Origin of the sequence: Mycolicibacter heraklionensis, assembly GCF_001021505.1 — a bacterium.
GTDB classification, from domain to species: Bacteria; Actinomycetota; Actinomycetes; order Mycobacteriales; family Mycobacteriaceae; genus Mycobacterium; species Mycobacterium heraklionense.
Genome location: NZ_LDPO01000002.1, coordinates 1 through 26,139, shown reverse-complemented (window position 1 = coordinate 26,139; position 26,139 = coordinate 1). Strand labels below are relative to the sequence as shown.

The following is a 26,139-nucleotide window of genomic DNA, read 5'->3' as shown; positions in this document are numbered from 1 at the left end:
CGACTAGCGTATTGGGGGAACGCAGTCACCGTCGAGGAGCAACCGGATTCCCATGAGCGCCCAGCCTGAAGTCACTGCGCAGCAGAGCCGACGACACCAGGTCGTCATCATCGGCTCGGGGTTCGGTGGGTTGACAGCGGCCAAGAAGCTCAAGCGGGCCGACGTCGACGTCAAGTTGATCGCCCGCACCACCCATCACCTGTTCCAGCCCCTGCTCTACCAGGTTGCGACCGGAATCCTCTCCGAGGGCGAGATCGCGCCGTGCACCCGCGTCGTGCTGCGCAGGCAGCGCAACGCCCAGGTGCTGCTGGGCGACGTCACACGCATCGACCTGGCCGGCAAGTTCGTCACCTCCGAGGTGCTCGGCCACACTTACGACACCCCGTTCGACAGCCTGATCATCGCGGCCGGCGCGGGGCAGTCCTACTTCGGAAATGACCAGTTTGCCGAGTTCGCGCCCGGCATGAAGACCATCGACGACGCCCTGGAGCTGCGCGGCCGCATCCTGAGCGCCTTCGAGCAGGCCGAGCGGTCCAGCGACCCCGAACGGCGCGCGAAGCTGCTGACGTTCACCGTCGTGGGTGCCGGACCGACCGGCGTCGAGATGGCCGGTCAGATCGCCGAACTGGCCCACCACACCCTCAAGGGCTCATTCCGCCACATCGACTCCACCCAGGCGCGGGTGATCCTGCTCGACGCCGCCCCGGCCGTGCTGCCCCCGATGGGCGAGAAGCTGGGCCGCAAAGCAGCCGAGCGCCTGCTGAAGATGGGCGTCGAGATCCAGCTGGGCGCCATGGTCACCGATGTCGATCGCAACGGACTGACCGTCAAGGACGCCGACGGAACCATCCGGCGAATCGAATCCCAGTGCAAGGTGTGGTCCGCCGGTGTCTCGGCCAGCCCGCTGGGCCGCGACCTTGCCGAACAGTCTCCGGTCGAACTCGACCGTGCCGGACGAGTCAAGGTGCTGCCGGACCTGTCGGTGCCGGAGAACCCGAACGTCTTCGTCATCGGCGACATGGCGGCCGTGGACGGTGTCCCCGGCATGGCGCAAGGCGCCATCCAGGGAGCCAAGCACGTCGCGAGCACCATCAAGGCCGAACTCGGCGGCGCCGACCCGGCTGACCGAGAGCCCTTCCAGTACCTGGACAAGGGCTCGATGGCCACGGTGTCCAGGTTCTCCGCGGTCAGCAAGATCGGGCCGCTGGAGTTCAGCGGGTTCATCGCCTGGCTGGCCTGGTTGGTGCTGCACCTGATCTACCTGGTCGGGTTCAAGAACAAGGTAAGCACGCTGCTGTCGTGGAACCTCACGTTCTTGAGCACCGGACGGGGTCAGTTGACGATCACCGAGCAACAGGCCTTTGCCCGGACCCGTCTCGAACAGCTCGAAATGCTGGCGGCCGAGGCGCAGCGCGGCGTCGATCGCGCGGTCAGCTAGCGGCCTAACTCGCCAGGTTCTGCAACCGGACCTGGCCGCGGGCGAGCACCCGCTCGTCGGAATCGGTGATCGTCACCAACCACAACTGCTGGCGCCGCCCGCGATGGATCGGCGTGGACGCGGCGTAGACCGTTCCGGACGAGACCGCCCGGAGGAAGTCGGTGTTGTTGTTGACCCCGACGACTGTGCCGTGCGCGTCGCCACCCTCGCGGTTGAGCCAGGTGTACGCCGACACGCTGGCCACGCTTTCGATGATCGAGCAGTACACGCCGCCGTGCACGATGCCCGCCGGCTGGCACAGCTTGGGCTGCAGCTCCAGTTTCGCGTGCGCGCCGTCCGGGCCGACGTCGGTGTAGACCAGGCCGATCTCGGAGTCGAAGGGCGCGGAGAAGTCGGACGGAAATCCGGTGGCAGCCATGTGATGGTTTTACACGATGCCCGCACGCGCGATCCGGTCCCGTCACATCGGGGTCGCAGCAGACCCTCAGCTTCTGATACGACGCCCGGTAGTAATTAAGGGTAGGCTTGCTCCGTTGCCCGGGGAGTTGATGACGAACATGGCGAAGCAGACCCATTTAGGGGACTTGGAGCGAGCGGTGATGGACCACCTGTGGTCGTCGCCGGAGTCTCAGACGGTGCGCGAAGTCCACGAGGCACTGTCGGCGCAACGCGACCTGGCCTACACGACCGTGATGACGGTCCTGCAGCGATTGGCCAAGAAGAACCTGGTGTCGCAGATTCGCGATGACCGTGCACACCGCTACACCCCGGTCCGGGGCCGCGACGAGTTGGTTGCCGGGCTGATGGTGGAGGCACTCGATCAGGCTGCCGACTCCGGAGACCGCCGGGCTGCGCTGGTGCATTTCGTCGAACGCGTCGGCGTCGACGAAGCCGACGCGTTGCGGCGTGCGCTGGACGAACTGGAGGCCAAGCACCGTATTCGCCTCCCAGGTAGCGGCCGACCTGCGTCCTGAGGGAGACTTACAGCGTGTCCGCGCTGGCCTTTTCCATCGTCGCGCTGTTGCTCGTAGGGCCGGTTCCCGCCCTGCTGGCGCGCGCCGAGTGGCCGCTACGCGCCCCGCGGGCCGCGCTGGTGCTCTGGCAGGCCATCGCGATTGCCGCGGTGCTCTCCGCATTCAGCGCGGGCCTGGCCACCGCGAGCCGCCTGCTGATGCCGGGCCCGGACGGCCGGCCCACCTCGACGATCCTCGGCTCCCTGGACCGCTTGGGTTGGCCGCTGTGGACCTTCTACGTCGCGGTCTTCGCACTGACCCTGATGGTCGGGCTGCGCCTCTCCTGGACGGTGTTGCGGGTCGCGATTCGCACCCGGCAGCGCCGGGCCCACCACCGCATGCTCGTCGACCTGGTGGGCGTCACCGACCGCCCGCCCGCGGTGCGCACCAGTGGCCTGCGGATTCTGCAGGTTGTGCAGCCGCTCGCCTACTGCCTGCCCGGGGTGCGGAGCCGGGTGGTGGTCAGTTCGGGCACGCTGGACGCACTCGGTGACACCGAGCTGGCCGCGCTGCTCTGCCATGAGCGGGCCCATCTGCGCGCGCGGCACGACCTCGTCCTGGAGGCGTTCTCGGCGGTGCACACCGCGTTCCCCTGGTTCGTCCGTAGCGCCAGTGCCCTGGATGCGGTGCGGCTGTTGATCGAACTGCTCGCCGACGACGCGGCCGTTCGAGTTGCCGGCGCCCCTCCCCTGGCCCGTGCCCTGGTGACCTGTGCCTCGACCAAAGTCCCCGCCGGCGCGCTGGCGGCCGGCGGCACCAACACGGTGCTGCGCGTGCAGCGGTTGTCGGGTCGGGGCAACAGTCCGGCGCTGGCGGCCGCTGCCTATTCGGCCGCAGCCGGGGTGCTGACGGTGCCCACGGTGGCGCTGGCGGTACCGTGGCTGACCGAGCTGCACCGACTGATCGCGGGGTAACCCGCCCGCCCGGCGTGCCGGGCATCGCACGCACCTACCACCGAGAGGCGAATACATGAGCGCGTCGGACGTTGTTGGCACTGCCCAGATCGGTGTGACCGGGCTGGCAGTCATGGGATCCAACATCGCGCGCAACTTCGCCCGCCACGGCTACACCGTGGCGCTGCACAACAGGTCGGTCGCGAAAACCGACGCGCTGCTCGACGCCTACGGTTCCGAGGGCAACTTCGTTCGCAGCGAGTCGATTCCGGAATTCCTTGCCGCCCTTGAGAAGCCGCGCCGAGTGCTGATCATGGTCAAGGCCGGCGACCCGACCGACGCCGTCATCAACGAACTCGCCGACGCGATGGAGCCCGGCGACATCATCATCGACGGCGGCAACGCGCTCTACACCGACACCATCCGCCGGGAGAAGGCGATGGCCGCCCGCGGCCTGCACTTCGTGGGGGCCGGTATCTCGGGCGGCGAGGAGGGCGCCCTGAACGGGCCCTCGATCATGCCGGGTGGCCCCAAAGAGTCCTACGAGTCACTCGGGCCGCTGCTGGAGGAGATCTCGGCGCACGTCGACGGGGTGCCGTGCTGCACCCACATCGGGCCGGACGGTGCGGGGCACTTCGTGAAGATGGTGCACAACGGCATCGAGTACTCCGACATGCAGCTGATCGGTGAGGCCTACCAGCTGCTGCGCGACGGGCTGGGGCTCTCAGCACCGCAGATCGCCGAGGTGTTCACCGAGTGGAACGGCGGGGAGCTGGACAGCTACCTGGTCGAGATCACCGCCGAGGTCCTGCGCCAGGTCGATGCCAAGACCGGCCAGCCGCTGGTCGACGTCATCGTCGACGAAGCCGAGCAGAAGGGCACCGGACGCTGGACCGTGAAGTCTGCCCTGGACCTGGGGGTCCCGGTCACCGGGATCGCCGAGGCGGTGTTCGCCCGGGCGCTGTCGGGCTCGGTACCCCAGCGTCGCGCCGCCGCGGGCTTGGCGGCGGGAAACCTCGGTGAACGCCCCTCGGATGCGGCCCAGTTCACCGAGGACGTCCGCCAGGCGCTGTATGCCTCCAAGATCGTCGCTTATGCGCAGGGCTTCAACCAGATTCAGGCCGGCAGCGCCGAATACGGCTGGCATGTCACCCCGGGAGACCTGGCGACGATCTGGCGCGGCGGCTGCATCATCCGCGCGAAGTTCCTCAACCGCATCAAAGAGGCCTTCGACACCGACCCCGACCTGGTGAGCCTGCTCGCCGCGCCGTATTTCCGCAGCGCGGTCGAGGCTGCCATCGACTCCTGGCGGCGGGTGGTGACCACGGCGGTCAGCCTGGGCATCCCGGTCCCCGGTTTCTCCTCGGCTCTGGCCTACTACGACGGCCTGCGGACCGAGCGGCTGCCGGCCGCCCTGACCCAGGCCCAGCGCGACTACTTCGGCGCGCACAGCTACGGCCGGGTGGACGCGGAGGGCAAGTTCCACACCCTGTGGAGCGCCGACCGCAGCGAAGTGCCGGTCTAGCGGCCTAAACCAGCAGGCTCAGCACGCCGTCGGTGAAGGCCTGAGGGTCCTCGATCTGCGGATAGTGGCCCAACCCGGGCAGTTCGACGACGTCGGCGGTCGGGCGCAGCTGCCGCAGGCCGTCCAACACATTGGTGGTGGCGACCGGATCGCCCAGCCCCCACACGAAGCCCAACGGCTTGGGCCAGTCACGCACCGCGCCGTGCCAGCGCTGCGCATACCGCACCCGTTCGTCGAGGTAGGCCGAGAGCAGATGCGCGATCCGGTTTCCGCCGTTGAGGGTCAGCAGTGCCCACTGCGCGGCGGCCTCATCGGCGCTCAGCGGGTGCTCCGGGCTGAACAGCCGGCCGAAGCCACGAACGAAGCTGCGGCGATTGGTCAGCCGGGCGGCGACACCACCGAACGGGCCACGGAGCACCTTCTGGATCGGCCGCAGACTGGCCCGCTCCAAGATCACACTGCCGTTGGTCAGCACCGCACGCTGCAGGTCAAAGGTCAGTGTGCCCTCGAGGTCTCGAGCCAACAGTTCGGTCGCCACCGAGGTGCCCATGTCGTGGGCGGCCAGCACCACTGGACCCGTTGCGCTCACCGCCACCACCTGCTCCACCAGGTCGGCCTGCTCGAACAGGCTGTACCGATGCGGGCGCGGCTTGTCCGACAATCCGAAACCGAGGAAGTCCATCGTCAGCCAGGACCGGCCGGCGAGCCGGTCAACGACCGACCGGAAATCATAGGAGCAGGATGGAAAGCCGTGCAGCAGAAGAATAGTCGGCCCATCCCCCACACCGGATCGCACAAACACCCGGCCGGCGCCGGTAGCCAACCACCGGCCACCGTCTTGCCACTCACTCACACTGCTGCGCCACGCCGTATTCGTCATCGCGGTCATTGTGCGCTGCGGCTCAGACGAGCGCCAGCAGATCGGCAAGCGCCGAGCCGGACGCGTCGGCCGCACCGAGATTCGACAACGCATCGGTGATGTCGTTGAACACCGCCTCCGGAAATCCCAGGAACGTCGCGCTGATGTCATGCAGTCCGGCCTGCAGCGCGTCACCGATGGTGGTCGCGTCGCCGCCGAGCAAGGCCTGGTAGAGGTTCCACGCGGCAACCTGCGGCGTGGTGATCAGATCACGCACGTCCATGATCAGTTTCGTCAGCAATCCAGGGTCTTCCGGGACGGCGATCCCGTTCCAGCTGACCAGCGTCCAGCCGTCGGTGGGGTTGCCCTCGATCTGCACAATGCCGGTGTTGGGCAGCATCGGGGATCCGTCGTCGTTGGCGAACATGGTCTGCAGCGTCAACGGCAGCAGCAGTGAGATGTCGGGGTTCTTGACGTTGAGCGCCACCCAGGCGGCGATGTCGGCTTCGTTGTTAAAGGCCACCGCGGTGATGTCGCCGTTGTCGCTGACAACCGGGTTGGCCATCGCTGCGCTGTACATCGCGTTGACGGCACCGGTGAAGTTCTGGTCCATCACCACCCCGTTGGGGTCCTCGACCGAGCCCGGTATGGGCGCCAGCACCAATCCGAACAACGTCCAGAGCATCGGCGTGAACTGGTACAGGAACCCGGCCAGGCTGGCGATCGGTTGCCCGGCGTAGATGCCGCTGTCGATCTCGTTGAGTCCGGACAGGATCTGTGTCGTCATGTGCTCCAGGTCGGCGAACGGCGCAGCGGTGTCCATATCCCTGATGGCCTGCCCGGAGAAGATCCCCGCGACGTGGTCGCCGAGTTCATCGTGAAGCTTGTCAGCCACAGCCTGTGCCTGCTGCACGCCGAGATCGCTGAGCGGCGGACCGGGATGGTCCGGCGAGGGGGTGATGACATCGTTGAACGGCGGCATGCGCTGCCCGTGCCGCACGATATCGATGACGACATCTTGAATTGCGCCGTCTTGGGCCTCACCGCTGGTGAGCGTAATGCCGGAGACCGCGCCACCCGATTGCGCCGGCGGGACGACGGCTATGACACCTGCTCCGAGGAGGGCGACACCGGCGGCAATCGGAGAGATCGAATGTGTCTGCATGGCGGCTACCTCCTAACCGAGATTTCCGAAGGCGTCGATGATGTCGGTGAACACCGCTCCGGGGAACTGGACCAGTGCCGAGCCGACGTCGTCCAAGCCGGTCTGCACCGCGTTCATGATCGTGGTGGGATCACCGCCGAGGATGGCCTCCCAGGTGTGCCAGAGCGCCGCTTGCGCCGGCAGCATCACGTCGCGCACGTCGACGAACAGCGCGCTCAGCAGATCCGGATCCGCCGCGATGGCGTGCCCGTCCCAGCTGACCAGCGTCCAGCCGTCGGTGGGGTTGCCCTGGACTTCGACGACGGCGGTGTTGGGCAGGAAAATGGTCGTCTGGCCGTTCGGAACACTGTTTGCCTCTTTGATGAGGTCCAGGAAGAACGGTATGTCGGGGTTGTCGACGTTCTGCATGACCCACGTGAAGATCGACGCTGTGCTGGTGAACGCGACATCGGTGACCTGGCCGTTATCGCTGACGACGTCGCTGTTGGCCAGTGCGTGGTCATACATTGTTTGAACACCGTCGTCGAATCTTTCACCCATGACGATCCCGTTCGCGTCGTGCGAGCCCGGGGCTGACAGCAGTGCCAACCCCAGCGGCGCTCCCAACGTCCAGCCGCCCACGGTCAGAAAGCCCAGGCGGCCGCCGAGGCTTTCGATGGGATCGAGCGCGTAGATTCCGCTGTCGACCTCGTCGAGTTGGGTCAACAACTGTGGGGTCATGCCCTCCAGATCGGCGAACGGCGCGGCGGTTTCCGTCACCCGCAGACCCAGCCCGCTGAAGATGCCGGCAACCTGGCCGAGCTCGTTGAAGAGCTGGTTCCCGACGTCGGACGCCTGTTGTTGTCCGAGGTCGCTGAGCGGAGCCCCGGGATGATCCGGGGACGGGGTGAGCATGTTTTCGTACGGCGAGATCATTTCTGCGTGCCGCACGAAGTCGATAACGATGTCTTGGGCGCTACCGCTGGCGAGCCGAATGTCGAGGACAGCTGCGGCCGCCGGTGGCGACGACGCCGCGACCGGGACGACGGCGATGCCGCCGGCCAGCGCGGCGCTGGCGGTGAGGGACAGAACGTGGCTTGCCTGCATGGCGCCTACCTCTTTTGGTGTTATCGGATTCAGCAATGATTCAGTTAGTTCTCAGTTTCGGAAGCGCTATTCAGTCGCAAGCGAGCTAACTGAAATAGGGCCAGATCATCGCGCAGTCGACAGCGTGTCCTGAATTGCCGTGCCTGCGCCGTCCACGATCACGTTCGATGCTGCGCAAGAGCGCTTCGCATCTCGCTCTGCGCGCCCAGTGGGGGGTACGCCGCTTCGGCGTCGGAAATCGTCGATCGGACCGGAAGGCCGAAGCTCGCTGATCTGCTCGTCAGCAGATATATCGGTCAAATTACTTGTGCTGCAATCCAATACAGAGCACAGACTTGAGCCTTCACGGCCGATTGCGAGTCGGATTGGGCGGGTTACGATCCCCGGTTGCGCCACTGCCGGTGCAGTTTGCGCTGCAGGTATCCCTCGACGGTGCATTCCCGCCGCTCCAGCGTCGCCTCGATCGCCTGTCGGCGGACGCCACGACCGACCTCCGGGGGGACGCAGGAAGCTGCAACCGGGGCCGCGGTGGCGGCGCCTCGCTGGTGGCAGCTAACTGTCATCTCCGCTCCCTTAAAAGTCTTCATGAGTTTAACCGACGAACCTGCTGTGAGGAAGATCAATTTTTCATTCGGTTGATATCGCGTCAGGTGGTGTCCGTCGTCATGGTGGCGGTAGCGTGGCTGACCGGGCCGAAACGGTGCCGGCCGGCGGGTGGTGAAGGCCGGCTCATGACATGTGGAGGCGAACAAGATGGGCTCGTCCGAACCCGACAGACCGGTGGTGGACTCTCGATGAGATTCGTCAGCGGATACGACCCCACCCACGACCTGACCTACAACGACGTCTTCATCGTCCCCAACCACTCGGCCGTCGCGTCACGTCTGGACGTCGACCTGTCCACCCGTGACGGGTCGGGCACCACCATCCCGGTGGTGGTGGCGAACATGACCGCGGTGGCGGGCCGCCGGATGGCCGAGACGGTGGCTCGGCGCGGTGGTCTGGTGGTGCTGCCCCAGGATCTGCCGATCGATGTGGCGCGCCAGACCGTGACGTTCGTGAAAAGTCGCGATCTGGTCGCCGACACCCCGGTCGTGCTCTCCCCCGAGGACTCGGTGTCCGACGCGATGGCCTTGATCACCAAACGCGCGCACGGCGTCGCGGTGGTGGTGGTCGACGGCCGGCCCACCGGCTTGGTCACCAAGGCGTGCTGCGAAGGCGTGGATCGCTTCACCCGGGTCCGTGATGTCGCGGTGGCCGAGCTGATCAGCGCGCCGGTCGGCTCCGATGCGCGCACGGTGTTCGAGCTGCTGGAGCACGCGCCCGTCGACGTCGCGGTACTGACCAATCCCGACGGCACGCTGGCCGGTGTGTTGACCCGCACCGGCACGGTCCGGGCCGGGATCTACACCCCCGCCACCGACGGCGACGGACGGCTGCGCATCGCCGCCGCAGTGGGTATCACCGGCGACGTCACGTCCCGGGCCGCCGCCCTGCTGTCGGCCGGGGTGGACCTGCTGGTCATCGACACCGCCCACGGGCATCAGGAAAAGGCCTTGCAGGCTATCCGCGCGGTCGCGGCGCTGAATCCGGGAGTGCCCCTGGTGGCCGGCAATGTGGTGTCGGCTGACGGCACCCGGGACCTGATCGCCGCGGGGGCGGACATCGTCAAAGTCGGTGTCGGCCCCGGCGCCATGTGCACCACTCGGATGATGACCGGCGTGGGCCGCCCCCAGTTCTCCGCCGTCCTCGAATGTGCGGCCGCGGCGCGCGAACTGGGCGCACACGTGTGGGCCGACGGCGGGGTACGCCACCCCCGCGATGTCGCGCTGGCCCTGGCCGCGGGGGCGTCGAACGTGATGATCGGCTCCTGGTTCGCCGGCACCTACGAGTCCCCCGGCGACCTGATGTTCGACCGCGACGACAGGCCGTACAAGGAAAGCTACGGAATGGCGTCCAAACGTGCGGTGGCCGCGCGCACCGCCGCCGACAGTGCCTTCGACCGCGCCCGCAAGGCACTCTTCGAAGAAGGCATTTCGACGTCACGAATGGCCTTGGACCCCGAACGCGGCGGCGTCGAGGATCTGCTGGACCACATCACCTCGGGCCTCCGCAGCACCTGCACCTACGTCGGAGCCGCCGACCTGGCCGAGTTGCATGACCGGGTGGTGCTGGGCGTGCAGTCGGCTGCGGGATTCGCCGAGGGCCATCCGCTACCGTTCGGCTGGTGAGACCCATGGTGGCGAGTGAGGCCCCATCATGACCATCGCCGTCACGGTGGCCAGCCTGCTGGCGTTCGCGATCCTGACCCTGGGCACCGCGGTGTTCGTGGCCGCCGAGTTCTCCCTGACCACCCTGGAACGCAGCGTCGTTGAGGCGAACGCCCACCGTGGCGGCCGTCGCGACGCCTACATCCAAGACGCCCACCGCACGCTGTCCTTTCAGCTGTCCGGCGCCCAGCTGGGCATCTCGATCACCACGCTGGCCACCGGTTATCTGGCCGAACCGGTGCTGGCCCGCTGGCTGCGCCTCCCGCTGGCCGCGGCGGGCCTGTCCGAGCGGACGACTGCCGGGGTTGCGCTGATCCTCGCGCTGGTGATCGCCACGTCGTTGTCCATGGTCTTCGGCGAGTTGGTACCCAAGAACCTGGCCGTGGCGCGCCCGTTGCCGATCGCCCGCGCGGTGGCCGGGCCGCAACTGCTGTTCTCCCGGCTGTTCGCGATCGCGATCAGGGTGACCAATGGGACGGCGAACCGCATCCTGCGCCGGCTCGGAATCGAGCCCGCCGACCGGCTGGCATCGGCCCGCTCGGCGCGGGAGCTGGCGTCGTTGGTGCGCAATTCCGCCCGCAGCGGTGCCCTCGACCCGGCGACCGCCGCTTTGGTGGAGGGTTCACTGCGATTCGGTGCCCTGACCGCCGCAGAGCTGATGACGCCGCGATCCAAGATCGTGAGTTTGCAGGCCGGCGATACCGTCGCCGATCTGGCCGCGGTCGCCATCGAGACCGGTTTCTCCCGGTTTCCGGTGGTCGACGGCGACCTGGATGCCACGGTCGGCATCGTCCACGTCAAACAGGTGTTCGCGGTGCCCGTCGCCGACCGGGCGTCCACTCGGGTCACGACTGTGGCCCAACCGGTCGCCGTGGTGCCGTCGACCCTCGGCGGCGACGCGGTGATGGAGCAGATCCGGGCCAACGGCCAGCAGGCGGCCATGGTCGTCGACGAATACGGCGGCACCGCGGGCATGGTCACCGTCGAGGACCTGATCGAAGAGATCGTGGGTGATGTCCGCGATGAGCACGACGACGCCACCCCCGACGTCGTCGCCTCCGGCGCCGGTTGGCAGGTCTCGGGCCTGCTGCGCATCGACGAGGTGGCCGCCGCCACCGGCTACCGCGCACCGGAGGGCTCCTACGAGACCATCGGCGGCCTGGTGCTGCAGGAACTCGGCCACATTCCAGAGGCCGGCGAGACCGTCGAGCTGACCGCGTTCGACCCCGATGAGCTCTCCGCGCACCCGCCACGCTGGCTGGCCCGGGTGGTCCGGATGGACGGCCGGCGTATCGACCTGCTGGCGCTCACCCATCTGGAGGCCGGCCGTGGCTGATGTGGTGAACGTGCTGCTCACGGTGGCGCTGATCATCGGGAACGGGTTTTTTGTCGGCGCGGAGTTCTCGTTGATCTCAGCACGCCGGGACCGGCTGGAGACGCTGGCCGAACAGGGCAGGCGCAGCGCGGTCACCGTCATCCGTGCCGGCGAACAGCTCCCGCTGATGCTGGCCGGCTTCCAGCTGGGAGTCACGGTGTGTTCGATCCTGCTCGGCCGTATCGGCGAGCCCGCGGTGGCCGACCTGCTCGAGCACCCGTTCGCCCTGGCGGGGATCCCGGACCCGCTGCTGCACACGGTGTCGTTCGTCGTCGCGCTGGCGGTCGTGGTCACCCTGCATGTGCTGTTCGGCGAGATGGTCCCGAAGAACATCACCCTGGCCGGCCCGGAGACGGCGGCGATGCTGCTGATCCCGCCCTACCTGCTCTACATGGCCGCGGCGCGGCCGTTCATCGTGTTCTACAACTGGTGCGCTCACGTCATCATGCGGGTCCTGCGGGTGGAGCCCAAGGACGAGCTGGAGATCACGGTGTCCACCGTCGAGTTGAGCGAGATGATCGCTGAGTCGGTCTCGGCGGGTCTGCTCGACCTCGAGGAATACACCCGGTTGACCCGTGCCCTGCAGATCCGCACCCGGGTGGTCGCCGATGTCGCGTTGCCGATCGGCGACATCCGTGCTGTGCCGGTGGCAGCCGCCGGGCGCGGCCCGACCGTGGCCGCCATCGAAAAGGCCTTCGCCCAGACCGGTTACTCCCGGTTCCCGGTCGTCGACCAGGGTGAATTTGTCGGCTACCTGCACATCAAGGATGTGTTGGCGCTCAGCGAGACCTCCACCGGGCCAGGGCCGGACACGGTTGTCGACGTCGCCGCCGTGCGGCCGCTGCCGCGCATCCCCGCTTCCCTGCCGCTGGCCGATGCGTTGTCCCGGCTGCGCCGACGTAACAGCCATCTGGCACTGGCGGTCGCCGACGACGGTACGGCGGTGGCGATGGTGACCCTCGAAGACCTGGTCCAGGACGTCGTCGGCACCGTCCGCGACGGGACGCACCGTGTTTGACCTGGCCGAACGGGTTCTGGACGCAACGGAGTGGCAGGCCCGGGCCGAGGCGTACCGACAGCGCCTCGAGGACTTCCTGGCCCCACACCTGCGCCGGATCGCGGCCGGTGACCCGGTGCCGAAATTCCTGTTCAGCTACTACAGCCTGCGGCCGGCACAGTTGCGCAGCTGGAATCCCGGCTTCGGCGTGACGCTCGCCGGGCAGGAGGCGTTGCGCGACTACAGCAGACGACGCGGCTACGCGGTGCGCGGTGGCCAGGTGCGCGTGGCCGAGGAATATCTGCGTGAGCGAGTCGACACCGTGACGTTCGTCGCACGGCTGTTGCGCGCCACCGGCACGCGGCCGGCTCAGCTGAACTGCTTCGGCCTGCACGAGTGGGCGATGGTGTATCGCGGCGATACCGTGCGGCATGGTCACATTCCGCTGCGACTCAGTGCGACCGAGACTGACCGGGTGGTCGAGTCAATTCCACTGCGCTGCACCCACTTCGACGCGTTCCGGTTCTTCACTCCCGCAGCCGCACCACGCAACGCCGGAGCGCCGAGCCGGGCCACCCAAATCGCTTGGGAGCAGCCGGGTTGCCTGCACGCCAACATGGACATCTACAAGTGGTGTTACAAGCTGGGGCCGCTGATCGACTCCGAACTACTGCTGGAGTGCCTGGAGCTGGCCGCGTCGGCGCGCGAGATCGACATGCGCGCCAGCCCCTATGACCTGAGCGACTACGGCTATGCGCCGATCACCATCGAAAACGCGGCCGGCCGTGCCGAATACGTCCGCTCCCAAGGCGAGATAGCGCGCCGCGCCACGCCGCTGCGAGCGGCGCTGCTGGACCGGTGTGACCTGCTGCTGGGAGTCGCCGGATGCGGATAGCCGCGCTACCTGCCGGTAAGGTGGTAGGTCGGCTACGAGGGAGGAAACCATGACGGACCGGGTGCCGGTGGGCGACTTGCAGGTCGCTCGCGTGCTGTACGACTTCATCACTGACGAGGCACTGCCAGGAACCGGTGTGGACCCCGACAGCTTCTGGGCTGGGGTGGACAAAGTCGTCACCGATCTGACGCCGAAGAACCAGCAACTGCTGGCGCGTCGCGACGAGCTGCAGGCGCAGATCGACAAGTGGCACCGGCACCGCGTCATCGAGCCGCTGGACACCGAGGCGTACCGGGCCTTCCTCACCGAGATCGGCTACCTGCTGCCCGAACCCGAGGACTTCACGGTCACCACCTCCGGCGTCGACGATGAGATCGCGGTGCAGGCCGGCCCGCAGCTGGTGGTGCCGGTGCTCAACGCCCGGTTCGCGCTCAACGCCGCCAACGCCCGGTGGGGATCGTTGTACGACGCCCTGTACGGGACCGACGTGATCAGCGAGGACGGCGGGGCCGAGAAGGGAACTGGCTACAACCCCGTGCGCGGCGACAAGGTGATCGCTTACGCCCGTAGGTTCCTCGACGACTCCGTGCCGCTGGCCAACGGCGCCTGGACCGAGGTCAAGAGCTTCGCGGTGAACGACGGCGCGCTGGTGGTCACGCTGGGCGACGGCCTGGAGACCGCGGTCGCCGCGCCCACCGAATTCGTGGGCTACACCGGTGAGGCCGCATCGCCGTCGTCGGTGCTGCTGTCCCACCACGGCCTGCACATCGAAATCCTGATCGACCCGACATCACCGATCGGATCCACCGACGCCGCCGGCATCAAGGACGTGGTGCTGGAGTCGGCGGTCACCACGATCATGGACTTTGAGGACTCGGTGGCCGCGGTCGACGCCGAGGACAAGGTGCTCGGCTACCGCAACTGGCTGGGCCTGAATCGCGGCGACCTGTCCGAGCAGGTCAGCAAGGGCGACAAGACTTTCACTCGCACGCTGTCCGCCGACCGCGAGTTCACCGCCCCGGACGGCGGAACCCTGACGCTTCCGGGCCGCAGCCTGATGTTCGTCCGCAACGTGGGTCACCTGATGACCAACGACGCCATCGTCTATAGCGCCGACGGCGCGGAAGACCGAGAGGTGTTCGAGGGCATCCAGGACGCGCTTTTCACCGGGCTGATCGCCATGCACGGCCTGACCGCCTCCGACGACAACGGTCCGCTGGTCAACAGCCGCACCGGGTCGATCTACATCGTCAAGCCCAAGATGCACGGTCCGGACGAGGTCGCCTTCACCGCCGAGCTGTTCAGCCGGGTCGAAGACGTCCTGGGTCTACCGCAGACCACCCTCAAGATCGGCATCATGGACGAGGAGCGGCGCACCACGGTCAACCTGCGGGCGTGCATCAAGGCCGCCGCCGACCGGGTGGTGTTCATCAACACCGGCTTCCTGGACCGCACCGGAGACGAGATCCACACCTCGATGGAGGCCGGTCCCATGGTGCGCAAAGCGAGCATGAAGTCGCAGCCGTGGATCCTGGCCTACGAAGACAACAACGTCGATGCGGGATTGGCCACCGGCTTGACCGGCCACGCCCAGATCGGCAAGGGCATGTGGGCGATGACCGACCTGATGGCCGACATGGTCACCCAGAAGATCGGCCACCCGCGCTCGGGTGCGAGCACCGCGTGGGTGCCCTCTCCCACCGCCGCCACCCTGCACGCGATGCACTACCACCAGGTGGACGTGTTCGAGGTGCAGAAGGAACTGGCCGGAAAGCGCCGCGCCACAATCGATCAGCTGCTGACCATTCCGCTCTCCGAGGGCCTGGCCTGGGCGCCGGACGAGATCCGCGAAGAGGTCGACAACAACTGCCAGTCGATCCTGGGCTACGTGGTGCGCTGGATCAGCCAGGGTGTGGGCTGCTCGAAGGTTCCCGACATCCACGACGTGGCTCTGATGGAAGACCGTGCCACGCTTCGGATTTCGTCGCAGTTGCTGGCGAACTGGCTGCGGCACGGGGTGATCACCGCCGACGACGTGCAGTCCAGCCTGGAGCGGATGGCCCCGGCGGTGGACCGCCAGAACGCCGGTGACGCGAATTACCTGCCGATGGCACCCGATTTCGAATCCAGCATCGCGTTCGCGGCTGCACGCGAGCTGATCCTGTCCGGGACCAGCCAGCCCAACGGCTACACCGAGCCGATCCTGCACCGGCGCCGGCGGGAGTTCAAAGCCCAGGCCGGTATCTGACCCGACGCAGAACCGAATGGACATCACCGTGGCCGGACAACTGACCAGGCGGAGAGGACGCACCCACCGTGGGTAGGCACAGTTTCCCCGGCCCGGACGATTCCGACGACGAGCCGCTGGGGGGCGGCGAGCCCGACGACAGCCACTTTTCCGGCGGGCCCGATCTGTTCGGCTTCGGCGACCCGGACGACGACGACTACGTCGACGACTATCACGACGCCTTCGACGACGAGTCGTTTCCCGACGGTGGCGATGCCGGATACCGCGAGCCGCGATACGACGACGCGGGTTACGACGATGCGGGATACGACGACGCCGACCCCGCGCAGTACATGCGTCGCGGTGGTGAGCCTGATGAGGAGTCGCGTTACCGCACCGGGCCTTTCGGTGCCATAGGCGGTATCGCCGGCGGGTCGCCGGCGTCCGATCGGGAGGAGCCGCGCGGCGGCCACCGCGACCTCGATCGGTGGCGCCGGCATCGCAACGACTCGGGGCCGCGCGGTGTCAGCGTCGGCGTGATCGCCGCGCTGGTGACGGTGATCGTTGTGGTGGGCGCGGTGATCCTGTGGCGCTTCTTCGGCAACTCGCTGTCGCATCGTTCCGCCGTCGCCGCCGGCAACTGCCCCGCCGGTGATCTGACGGTGGCCGTCGTGGCGGACCCGTCGATCGCCGACCACGTGCAGGGTTTCGCCGACCGGTTCAACAAGACCGCCAAGCCAGTCGGCGATCGCTGTGTGTCGGTACAGGTCAAGCCCGTCGATTCCGATGCCGTCGTCAGCGGTTTCATCGGCGACTGGCCCGCGCAACTCGGCCAGCGCCCGGCGCTCTGGATTCCAGGCAGTTCGGTCTCCACCGCCCGGCTGCAGGCGTCCGCGGGGGCGGAAACGGTCAGCGACAGTCGCTCATTGGTCACCTCGCCGGTGTTGTTGGCGATCCGACCCGAGCTCAAGAGCGCGCTACAGAAGCAGAGCTGGGCAAGTCTGCCGGACCTGCAGGCCGACCCTGACGGGTTGGGTCATCTCGGGCTGGCCGGCTGGGGGCCGCTGCGGCTGGCACTGCCGATCGGCGGCAACGGCGACGCCGCCTTCCTGGCCGGCGAGGCAGTGGCTGCCGGCGTCACCCCCAAAGGCGCCCCCATCATCGATGGGGTCGGGGGGGTACACCGGCTCGCGGGAGAGCAACCCAAGCTCGTCGATGCGTCGCTCGCTGAGGCCATGAATGTTCTGCTGCGCCCCGGAAACCTGGCGGCTGCACCGGTGCATGCCGTGGTGACCACCGAGCAGCAACTGTTCACCCGCGGCCAGTCGCTGTCGGATCCGGCTACTCAACTGGGCTCCTGGCGGCCGCCGGGGCCGGTGCCGGTGGCCGACTACCCCACCGTGTTGCTCGCGGGCTCCTGGTTGTCACAGGAGCAGGTGAGTGCCGCCAGCGAGTTCGCCCGCTTCGCCCGCAAACCCGACCAGCTCGCAGAGCTGGCCAAAGCCGGATTCCGAGTCGAAGGCGTCGAACCGCCGAGCAGCGAGGTGACCGGCTTCCCGGCAGTGTCGGACACTCTGTCGGTGGGCGACGATGCGACACGCGCCGCCCTGGCCAACGCCCTGACCACGTTGCCGGGCAGCGCGGCCGTCACGGTGATGCTCGACCAGTCGATGACCACCGACGAAGGCGGCAAGAGCCGGTTGGCCCATGTGATCGCCGCACTCGACCAACGGATCAAAGCCCTGGCCCCGAATTCGTCGGTGGGCCTGTGGACCTTCGATGGCACCGAGGGCCGCAACGTGGTCACCGGGGGCCCGCTGGACGAGCCGCTCAACGGCGGGACTCGCGCAGAGACGTTGATCAGCGAGCTCGATGAGCTGAGCTCGACGGCCGGGGGTGCGGTGTCGTTCACGACGCTGCGCCTGGTGTACAACCAGGCCTTGGCCAACTACCGCCCCGGGCAGGCCAATTCGGTGCTGGTCATCACCGCGGGTCCGCACACCGACCGGACCTTGGACGGCTCCGGGCTGCAGGACTTCATCCGGACCAGCACCGATCCCGAACGGCCGGTGGCCGTCAACGTCATCGACTTCGGCGCGGACGCCGACCAGGCGACCTGGCAGTCGGTGGCGCAACTTTCCGGTGGCACGTACCAGAATCTGCGCGGGGCGAACTCCCCCGAACTGGCCGGTGCGCTGAACTCGCTGCTGAGCTGAGGCAGCCTCGCCTAGTAGCCCAGCATGGCGAGGACTTGCTGCGGCCAGCTGACGAACAGTTCGGTGAACGTCCCGCCGAAGGCGCCGACGCTGGCACCGGCCAGGTTCACATCACCCTGGACGAAACCCTCAAGCAGGTCGGCGAGGTAGGGGTTCACCCAGTCCCCAACAAGGTCGCCGAGGTTGAGCGACAGGTCGTCGAGCCCCAGAAAGCCCACCAGGTCGCCCACGTCCAGACCGTTCAACAACCAGGTGACGTCCAGCCCGAGCGGACCATCGGTCAGGACACCGCCCAGCGCACCCCCGAGGCCATCCAGCACGTCGCGCAGCGTCAGGGAGCCGACGGAATCGTCGAAGCCGAGATCTTGCAGGACGCCGCCGAGGGTCAGGTTGCCGGCCGACAGCAACGCGCCGCCCACACTCGCCAGCACCGAACTGACGGTGTCGTCGAGGTGCAGGTCGCCCAGCAGATCTCCGACGGTGAAGTTGTTGAGCAGAGCTTCCAGACCATCGCCACCCAGCAGGTCGCTCAACAGCCCGGTCAGCAGCGGCCCTAGCAGAGGAATGGGGTCGAAGAGGTCAGCTGCAGTCGCGTTGAGCCAACTGAGGACTTCGGTGAGGAGGCCGACGTCGGACAGCAGGCTGCCGAGCTGTTCACCGGCCAAGTCGCCGTCGCCCAGACCGGCCAGCACCTGCCCGAGGCCCAGGGGAATCGCGGCGTCGACCCCGAACGCGCTCAGCACGTCGACGAGCCGGAAGTTGCCCAGTGCCAGGTCCAGATCGAGATTGCGGTAGAAGTCGGTGTCGGGGCCCAGGTCACCCAAGAGGGCGGTCAGGCTGTAGCGGCTCAGCCCCAAGTCGCCCAGGCCCAAGAAGTCGAGCAGGTCTCCCAGGGTGCTGACGTTGGTGGCCGACTTCAGCAGGTCCCCGACGCCGTCGTCGCTGAACCCCAGACCGCTGAGCAGCCCGCCGAGCGTCAGGGTGCCGAGGCGGATCTGGTCGATCACCCCGTCGAGGTTCAGGTTGCTCAGATCCGGAGTGCCCAGGCCGAGCATCTCCAGCAGCCTGGACAAGTCGAGGTCGATCTCCAGGTTCTGTTCGGGCGCCAGAACCCCGTTGAACACCGGAATGCTGATGATGCCGCCCAGCAGGGAGAGATTGTGCTGGCCGTTGAGGTAGGCATCCAGCAGGGTGGCCGGCGCGTTGAACAGCGCGGTGAAGGCGGTGGCGGGGTCGCCCAGGTCGTCGACCACGCCGAACAGCGCGTCCAGAGTCGCCACGTGCGATGCGAGGCCTGCGATCAACAACTCCAACCCCGGCGACAGCTGCACCGAGACCGTCGCCGGCAGCGACGCGGTGTCGGTGTCCACCGCCAGCGTGAAGTTGCTGGCCGCTTCGATCACCCCGACCGGATTGGAGAACATCGCGGTGAACAGCTGCGAGATCGCCGACCAGTCGGTGTTCGCACTGATGCGCTCGATGTTGTCCCGGGTGTTGGCGAACAGATCACCGTAGGAGGTGGTCAGCGCCACGCCAGGCGAAGCCGCGGTGGCCGGCAGTGGCACGGTGACCGGAGCGACCGTGACGATCCCGGCGCTGACGAGGGCGAGGCCGGCCGTGACGCAGGAGCGAGAAATGGGCTCCTGCACGAGTCCTCCTAGAAGCGAACCTCAACCATGAATTGGATAAGGGCGATCCTAGACGCTTTTTGACGCTAGCTGAGACTTTGCTGGCTATTTGCCGAATGCCAGCGACTCAGCTGAACGCCTCCACCGGCGGGCACGAGCAGACCAGGTTGCGGTCGCCGAAGGCGCCGTCGATCCGGCGCACCGGGGGCCACACCTTCGGCCGGAATCCGCGGCCCAGCGGGTAGGCGGCCTGCTCCCGGGTGTACGGGTGCTCCCACTTGTCGACCATCAGGCACTCCGCGGTGTGCGGGGCCCCGCGCAACGGGTTGTCCTCAACCGTCCATTCGCCGGTTCCGACTCGGTCGATCTCGCCGCGAATGGCGATCATCGCCTCGCAGAACGCATCGACTTCGGCGAGGCTCTCACTCTCGGTGGGCTCCACCATCAGGGTTCCGGCCACCGGGAAGCTCATGGTCGGGGCATGGAAACCGTAGTCGGCCAACCGCTTTGCGACATCATCGACGGTCACACCGGTGCTCTTGGTGATCTCCCGCAAGTCCAAGATGCATTCGTGGGCGACCATGCCGTTCTCACCGGTGTAGAGCACCGGGTAGTGCTCGTCCAGACGGCGGGCGATGTAGTTCGCCGACGCGATCGCCGTCAGCGATGCCGCGCGCAGGCCGTCGGCGCCCATCATCCGGATATAGCCCCAGGTGATCGGCAGGATCGACGCGGACCCGTAGGGAGCCGCTGACACCGGATGCCCGCCGGGCAACTCGGCGGCCAGCGGGTGCCCGGGCAGGAACTCGGCCAGGTGCGCGCGCACCGCCACCGGGCCGACGCCCGGGCCGCCGCCCCCGTGCGGGATGCAGAAGGTCTTGTGCAGGTTCAGGTGGCTGACGTCTCCGCCGAACTTTCCGGGCCGGGCCAGCCCGACCAGCGCATTGAGGTTGGCTCCGTCGACGTAGACCTGGCCGCCGGCGTCGTGCACGGCGGCGCAGATCTCGGCGATGTCGTGCTCATAGACGCCGTGCGTGGAGGGGTAGGTGATCATCAACGCCGACAACGCCGCAGCGTGCTGGTCCACCTTGGCGCGCAAGTCGTCGAGGTCGACGTCGCCGTTGTCACGGCAGGCCACCACCACCACCCGCATCCCGGCCAGCGCCGCCGACGCGGCGTTGGTGCCGTGGGCGCTGGAGGGGATCAGGCAGATGTCGCGATGCGACTCGCCACGGCTGGCGTGATAGGCGTGGATCGCCAACAGGCCCGCGTACTCGCCCTGCGATCCGGCATTGGGTTGCAGCGACACCGCGTCGTATCCGGTGATCCCCGCCAGCCAGGTCTCCAACTGGGCGATGAGCGTCCGCAGGCCCACGGCGTCGCCGGCCGGGGCGAACGGGTGCTGGCGCGCGAATTCCGGCCAGGTGATCGACTCCATCTCGGCGGCGGCGTTGAGCTTCATCGTGCAGGACCCGAGCGGAATCATGCTGCGGTCCAAGGCGATGTCCTTGTCCGACAGCGAGCGCAGGTAACGCATCATCGCGGTTTCGGTCCGATAGCGGGTGAACGCCGGGTGCGTCAGGAATTCCGATCTGCGGGTTGCGATCGGTGCGCCGGTGGGGTCGGCCGCGGCCACCCCGAATGCGTCCAGTACCGCGGCCACCTGGGCGTCGGTGGTGGTCTCGTCGCAGGCCACCGAGACGTGGTCGGCGTCGACGCGCCACAGGTTGATCCCGCCGGCCTTGGCCGCGGCGACGACCTCGTCGGCGCGGCCCGGCACCCGGGCCAGCACCGTGTCGAAATAGCGGTCGTGCACCAGCGCGTCACCGAGTGCGGCGCCGATCTTCTCGGCTTGGGCGTGCACTCGCCGTGCGATGGCCGTCAGGCCGTCGGCGCCGTGGTAGCTGGCATACATCGCGGCCATCACCGCCAGCAGCACCTGCGCGGTACAGATGTTCGACGTCGCCTTGTCCCGGCGGATGTGCTGTTCGCGGGTTTGCAAGGCGAGGCGATAGGCGTCCGCGCCATCCTTGTCCCGGGACACCCCGACCAGCCGGCCGGGCAGCTGGCGGGCGTGGCCCGAGTGCACCGCCAGGTAGCCGGCGTGCGGGCCACCGAAGCCCATCGGCACCCCGAACCGCTGGGCACTGCCGAACGCCACGTCGGCGCCGAGCTCGCCGGGCGGGGTGAGCAGCGTGCATGCCAGCAGATCCGCGCCGACCGCCACCAGCGCGCCTCGCTGGTGAGCCGCCTCGACCAGTCCCGACCAGTCGGTGATCCGGCCCGAGGCGCCCGGCAACTGCACGATCACCCCGAAGAAGTCACCGTCGGGAAGTCCGTCACGCAGGTCGGCGGTGACGACTTCGATGCGCAGCGGTTCGGCCCGGGTAGCCAGCACCGCCGCGGTCTGGGTGAACAGGTCGGTGTCGACCAGCAGCCGATGCGAGCTGCCGCGCGTAGCGCGGTGCATCAACGTCATCGCCTCGGCGGCTGCGGTGCCCTCGTCGAGCATCGAGGCGTTGGCGATCTCGAGGCCGGTCAGATCGGCGATCATGGTCTGGAAGTTCAGCAGGGCCTCCAGCCGGCCCTGGCTGATCTCCGGCTGGTAGGGCGTGTAAGCGGTGTACCACGCGGGGTTCTGCATGATGTTGCGCAGCAACACCGGCGGGGTGAGCGTGTCGTAGTAGCCCTGGCCGATCATCGACACCGCAACCGTGCTGGCATCGGCCAGTTCGCGCAGCTCGGCCAGGGCCTGGGCCTCGGTAGCCGGCGCCGGAAGGGTGTCCAGTCCCGGAGCGATGCCGTCGGCACTCAGCGCGTCGAGGATGCCGGCGGGAACCGCCTTGGCCGCGAGCTCCTCCAGCGACCCGACACCGATGGTGGCGAGCATCGCGCCGAGCGCGGCGCGGTCGGGACCGATATGCCGGTCAACAAAGCGGGATTCGGTGTACTCGGACACGGGAACTCCTGGGCGCTAGACGACTGCGAGACGAATTCGTGTCCTCCCCCTCTGTCGTCTGCCCGACCCGGGCGCCTGAGAGATTCGGCGCCGAGATATCTGCAGCGCCTTTCCCCATGGGCGGGTGTAACCCGAAGGGGCGCCACCGCTTTCCAGAGGCATCAATGCCGGCGCGGTCCGGGTGCCTGAGAGGTTGACGGAGAGGTATTGCTCCTTCGGCGTCCGCGGCTGGCTGCCACGGAACTCTCCCGCGCGAGGCTGATGCGGACCCGATACTACCCGCCGAGCCCGGCCGGCAGGATCCGCTGGGCGCCGGACCACCACCATGGTATATATAAGACTATATCTGTCACATTTATACCAATGGGCGGTTGAAAATGGGCACGCTACGGCACCGCATCGTGGACGAATTTCAGAACATCGCCGGACGACATGACGATCCCCGCGTTTACGGTGGTGAGCCGGGCGACCCGGGTCTGATCGGTCCGGGCAGTGTGTCGTGGGAGGTGAACGCGGACCTTGCCGCGGTGGCGCAGGCCGGGTTGCCGGCGATCGTGCTGGAGATTCTGCATCCGTCGGTGATCGCCGGCGTGCAGGACCTTTCGACGTACCGTGCGGACCCGTTCCGGCGCGCCCGCACCACCCTCGGTTACGTGCTGACCACGACCTTCGGCAATACCGAAGCGGCGACGCAGCTGATCGAACAGGTCAAGTCCATCCATTCCCACGTGACGGGCACCCGGCCCGACGGTGTGGCATACCGGGCCCTGGACCCCGAACTGCTGGCGTGGGTGCACACCTGCATCCCGTGGATGATCATGCGCGCGTTCGAGCGCACGAATCGGCCGTTGTCGCAGCACGAACGCGACCAATACCTAGCCGAGCAGGCGACGATCGGTCGGATGGCGGGCGCCGAGTGGGTGCCATCGAACATGGCTGAACTCGACGACTACGTTCGCCGGGTGCGCCCGCAATTGGGTGTCAACGCGCAGACCCGCGAATTCATCGACTTCCTGCTCACCGCACCCTTCTTCCCCGACCTGCCCGGTCCCCTCGATCGCGCACTGCACCGGTTCGCGGTGTATGCCGGGATGAGTTACGCCCCCCGCTGGGCACGAGAACTCACCGGATTCGACCACCCTTCCCTCCTGGCTCGGCGACTGATCGGCCCGGCACTGCAGTTCGACGCTCGCCGGATACGGTGGGCTTATGGCCTTCCTCCCTATGCCCGGTTGGCGCGCGAGCGCGCCAACGGTGTCGGTGTCACGACCGCAGGCACGCCATGATTGACCCGCAGTTCGTCACGGTCATCGGCGAGGCCGTCGCCGGAATGCCCGCCGAACATGCCACCGATGCGACCGCCCAACGCATTCTCGACGCCGCCGTTCACGAAGCCGCGACCGTCGGACTGCGGCGCATCACCATCGAAGACGTGGTCCGGCGCGCGGGCGTGTCACGCATGACCGCCTACCGCCGCTATCCCCGGCGCGAAGATCTGATTCAGGCGCTGATCCGTCGGGAGACCGGGCGCTTTCTCGCGACGGTGGCCGACGCCATCGAAACCACACCCGACCCCCATCACGGTGTAGCCGAGGCCTTCGTCGCCGCCATCAGTTTCGCCCGTGAGCATCCGATGCTGAGCCGAGCCGCGCAGTTCGAGCCACTACCGTCCGCCGATGCCAAGGACCTGCTCGCGATGGGGTCAGCGTTCATCGCCAACTACATTCACGGCGAGGCGCCCGGCAGTCCGACCCAGTCGGTGCGCTGGGTGGCCGACGTGTTCGCCCGGCTGTTCTTGACCTATATCTCGCTGCCATCCACCGATCCGGATTTTCGCGACGATGCGGCGCTGCGACGCTTCGCTCAGGAAGTCCTCACCCCGATGGCCGAACACGCTGTCGGATGAATTCTTCGACCTAGTGCGCCGGCGCCACGACGACGTTGACGGTGGTGGCACCGGCGTCTGAGGCGATGATCAGCACCGGCACGTTGGGGATTGACACCACGTGGCCACCGGTGACGCTGACCTGGTAGCCGTGCGGGTATTGGATGGCCGGCACCGAGATGGTGGTCTGCGCGCCCGCTGCGAAGCTGCCGGTGCCATCGGCCCGCGCCGTGGCGTAGCTGAGCTGGAAGATGCCGTGGTCGAACGACCAGGAGCTCGGGGTGCCGGCCACCGCCTGCGGATACGGCTCGGCCAATGCCGCCAGGGTGGCGACGTTGACGTTGTCGCCGACGGGCGGCTTGCTCGGATCGAACACCAGCGCCTCGGAGTTCTGCGAGGACGCGCCGGTGGTGATGTCGTCTTTGCCGGTGTAGGCCCACTCCGTCCATCCGTAATGGCGTTGACTGGCGCCTCGCAGCATGTCGATGATGACCGCGATATTGTCGGTGGCTCCGAATCCGCCCATCAGTGCCGGAATATTGTGTGCGCCTGCATAAGCCACGACATTGTTCAGGGCCATATCGTCGAGCACGTCGCAGAACAGGCCATCGCCGAGCAGCGATGTGGGGCAGAAATAGGCGAACTCGAAGGCTTTGTTCGGATCGTTCACCGTGCCCAAGTGGGTCGGGAACCCCAAGTCGAAGTTGACGTTGTGTTGGAAGTAGACGGTGGTGTTGGGATCGACGGCCCGGATCGCCGAGGTCACCTGGTTGTAGAAGGGAGTCAGCTGCTGGGCATCGAAGTGCGGGTTGCCCAACATGCTCGACAGCCATTGTGAGCCTGCGGACGGCTCGGTCATGATGTTGAGCCCGACTACGTTGGGGTCGTCCTTGAAATAGTCGGCCACGTATTCCCAAGCCAGCGCGTAATGATTCTCGAGTCCAACGCCATCGGATGCTGGGGCGTTGGACCAGAACGTATCCCAGGCATACATCTCGGCGGGGTTGAGGTAGTAGCTGTTGGGGAAGCCGAAGTCGGGGTTGGGCAGTCCGCCGGTCTGCACCGCCCAGTCGGGCGCTCCTTCTCCCCCGAATACCGTGCTGTAGAGGTCTTGGTGCATACCCAGAACGGTGACGATGCCGTGGTTGCTCAGGGTTTGTACGGTCTCGGCGATTGAGTCGAGGTACGTCTGGCTGAACACCCCGGGCTCGGGTTCCAGAGCGGCCCAGACGATGCCCAACCCCACGCTGTTGAAGCCATTGGCGGCCAAGAAAGCTGCGTCGTCGTCGCCGAATCCGGAAGCCGACGGCTCGTACGGTGACAGCTTGTAGACCTCGTCGAGGCCATGCAGGATCACGACTCGTCCGGCACTGTCGGTGATCCAGGTGTCGGCGGTGGAAAACCCTCCACTGCCGCCGCTCAACGGGATGCCGGTACCGAAGTGCCCGACCACACCGTGGCTGCCCAGCATGCTCCCGTTGCCGCCAGCGCCACCCAGTGCGGGTAAACCGGCAGGGGCAGAACCTATTCCGCTTTCACCGCCGCTGCCGCCATTTCCACCGCTTCCCAAGACCCCGATCGCGTCGCCGCCGTCACCACCATGACCTCCGGCGCCGCCGTCACCCCCTGCCCCGCCGTGTCCGCCCATCCCGAACAACCAGCCACCGTCACCGCCGTGCCCGCCGATCCCGCCGACAAGGCCCTGTCC

The 26,139-nt window shown here is 67.4% G+C and carries 20 protein-coding genes and 1 riboswitch; of the genes, 12 read left to right on the top strand and 8 right to left on the bottom strand.

All coding sequences use genetic code 11. The features are described from left to right. Window positions 1-52: 52 nt before the first annotated feature. Complete coding sequence (locus tag ABW16_RS03460; RefSeq protein ID WP_047317767.1) at window positions 53-1,438, top strand: NAD(P)/FAD-dependent oxidoreductase; 1,386 nt, start codon at window positions 53-55, stop codon at window positions 1,436-1,438. A gap of 4 nt (window positions 1,439-1,442) precedes the next feature. Here ABW16_RS03460 and ABW16_RS03455 read toward each other — a convergent pair whose 3' ends face one another. Then, window positions 1,443-1,856 carry a PaaI family thioesterase gene (locus ABW16_RS03455; protein WP_047317766.1) on the bottom strand — a complete coding sequence of 138 codons (414 nt, stop codon included), beginning with the start codon at window positions 1,854-1,856 and terminating at the stop codon, window positions 1,443-1,445. 139 nt (window positions 1,857-1,995) lie between these two features. On the opposite strand from ABW16_RS03455, the gene ABW16_RS03450 reads away from it, so the two are divergent. The 3 genes from ABW16_RS03450 to gndA are packed head-to-tail and all read left to right on the top strand — an operon-like array spanning window position 1,996 to window position 4,869. Beyond that, a complete protein-coding gene (locus ABW16_RS03450) occupies window positions 1,996-2,412 on the top strand; it encodes a BlaI/MecI/CopY family transcriptional regulator (protein ID WP_024442783.1) in 417 nt (138 codons plus the stop codon). A gap of 14 nt (window positions 2,413-2,426) precedes the next feature. Beyond that, a complete protein-coding gene (locus tag ABW16_RS03445; RefSeq protein ID WP_047317765.1) occupies window positions 2,427-3,365 on the top strand; it encodes a M56 family metallopeptidase in 939 nt (312 codons plus the stop codon). A 55-nt stretch (window positions 3,366-3,420) separates the two neighbouring features. Next, window positions 3,421-4,869, top strand: a complete 1,449-nt coding sequence (gene gndA, locus ABW16_RS03440; protein WP_047317764.1) for an NADP-dependent phosphogluconate dehydrogenase — start codon at window positions 3,421-3,423, stop codon at window positions 4,867-4,869. Between the two features lie 4 nt (window positions 4,870-4,873). On the opposite strand, the gene ABW16_RS03435 is transcribed toward gndA, so the two are convergent. The 4 genes from ABW16_RS03435 to ABW16_RS25940 all read right to left on the bottom strand — a co-directional run bounded on the left by ABW16_RS03435 (window position 4,874) and on the right by ABW16_RS25940 (window position 8,542). Further along, on the bottom strand, window positions 4,874-5,749 hold the full coding sequence (locus tag ABW16_RS03435) for an alpha/beta fold hydrolase (RefSeq protein ID WP_082133962.1): 876 nt from the start codon (window positions 5,747-5,749) through the stop codon (window positions 4,874-4,876). 22 nt (window positions 5,750-5,771) lie between these two features. Then, window positions 5,772-6,893 carry a histidine phosphatase family protein gene (locus tag ABW16_RS03430; protein ID WP_047317763.1) on the bottom strand — a complete coding sequence of 374 codons (1,122 nt, stop codon included), beginning with the start codon at window positions 6,891-6,893 and terminating at the stop codon, window positions 5,772-5,774. 12 nt (window positions 6,894-6,905) lie between these two features. After that, a complete protein-coding gene (locus ABW16_RS03425) occupies window positions 6,906-7,979 on the bottom strand; it encodes a phosphoglycerate mutase family protein (RefSeq protein ID WP_047317762.1) in 1,074 nt (357 codons plus the stop codon). Window positions 7,980-8,353: 374 nt separating this feature from the next. Continuing rightward, window positions 8,354-8,542 (bottom strand): hypothetical protein, encoded by a 189-nt coding sequence (locus tag ABW16_RS25940; RefSeq protein ID WP_131721465.1) that lies wholly within the window; start codon window positions 8,540-8,542, stop codon window positions 8,354-8,356. 231 nt (window positions 8,543-8,773) lie between these two features. Between ABW16_RS25940 and ABW16_RS03420 the strand changes: the two genes are divergently transcribed. From ABW16_RS03420 to ABW16_RS03395, 6 genes are all read left to right on the top strand, one after another. Then, on the top strand, window positions 8,774-10,210 hold the full coding sequence (locus ABW16_RS03420) for a GuaB1 family IMP dehydrogenase-related protein (protein WP_047317761.1): 1,437 nt from the start codon (window positions 8,774-8,776) through the stop codon (window positions 10,208-10,210). 28 nt (window positions 10,211-10,238) lie between these two features. Continuing rightward, window positions 10,239-11,585 carry a hemolysin family protein gene (locus tag ABW16_RS03415; protein ID WP_047317760.1) on the top strand — a complete coding sequence of 449 codons (1,347 nt, stop codon included), beginning with the start codon at window positions 10,239-10,241 and terminating at the stop codon, window positions 11,583-11,585. Then, window positions 11,578-12,642, top strand: a complete 1,065-nt coding sequence (locus ABW16_RS03410; protein WP_047317759.1) for a hemolysin family protein — start codon at window positions 11,578-11,580, stop codon at window positions 12,640-12,642. The genes ABW16_RS03415 and ABW16_RS03410 overlap by 8 nt, the downstream gene beginning before the upstream one ends. Beyond that, a complete protein-coding gene (locus tag ABW16_RS03405) occupies window positions 12,635-13,516 on the top strand; it encodes a hypothetical protein (RefSeq protein ID WP_047317758.1) in 882 nt (293 codons plus the stop codon). Before ABW16_RS03410 ends, ABW16_RS03405 begins: the two co-directional genes overlap by 8 nt. Window positions 13,517-13,565: 49 nt before the next feature. Then, the gene (locus ABW16_RS03400; protein WP_047317757.1) at window positions 13,566-15,764 is read left to right on the top strand and encodes a malate synthase G; all 2,199 of its coding nucleotides are present in this window, start codon (window positions 13,566-13,568) and stop codon (window positions 15,762-15,764) included. Window positions 15,765-15,832: 68 nt separating this feature from the next. After that, the gene (locus ABW16_RS03395) at window positions 15,833-17,959 is read left to right on the top strand and encodes a vWA domain-containing protein (protein ID WP_052956780.1); all 2,127 of its coding nucleotides are present in this window, start codon (window positions 15,833-15,835) and stop codon (window positions 17,957-17,959) included. 11 nt (window positions 17,960-17,970) lie between these two features. Here ABW16_RS03395 and ABW16_RS03390 read toward each other — a convergent pair whose 3' ends face one another. Both ABW16_RS03390 and gcvP read right to left on the bottom strand, forming a co-directional pair. After that, complete coding sequence (locus tag ABW16_RS03390) at window positions 17,971-19,608, bottom strand: hypothetical protein (protein ID WP_047317756.1); 1,638 nt, start codon at window positions 19,606-19,608, stop codon at window positions 17,971-17,973. A 106-nt stretch (window positions 19,609-19,714) separates the two neighbouring features. Further along, complete coding sequence (gcvP, locus tag ABW16_RS03385) at window positions 19,715-22,546, bottom strand: aminomethyl-transferring glycine dehydrogenase (protein ID WP_047317755.1); 2,832 nt, start codon at window positions 22,544-22,546, stop codon at window positions 19,715-19,717. Between the two features lie 163 nt (window positions 22,547-22,709). Beyond that, window positions 22,710-22,807, bottom strand: a riboswitch (glycine riboswitch). A 116-nt stretch (window positions 22,808-22,923) separates the two neighbouring features. Between gcvP and ABW16_RS03380 the strand changes: the two genes are divergently transcribed. Both ABW16_RS03380 and ABW16_RS03375 read left to right on the top strand, forming a co-directional pair. Then, window positions 22,924-23,832, top strand: a complete 909-nt coding sequence (locus ABW16_RS03380; protein WP_052956779.1) for an oxygenase MpaB family protein — start codon at window positions 22,924-22,926, stop codon at window positions 23,830-23,832. After that, window positions 23,829-24,452: a TetR/AcrR family transcriptional regulator gene (locus tag ABW16_RS03375; protein WP_052956778.1), complete on the top strand. Its 624-nt coding sequence runs from the start codon at window positions 23,829-23,831 to the stop codon at window positions 24,450-24,452. The genes ABW16_RS03380 and ABW16_RS03375 overlap by 4 nt, the downstream gene beginning before the upstream one ends. 10 nt (window positions 24,453-24,462) lie before the next feature. Here the strand turns inward: ABW16_RS03375 and ABW16_RS03370 are convergent. After that, window positions 24,463-26,139 (bottom strand): cellulase family glycosylhydrolase (locus ABW16_RS03370; protein WP_047317754.1); only part of this gene is annotated, 1,677 nt, incomplete at its 5' end.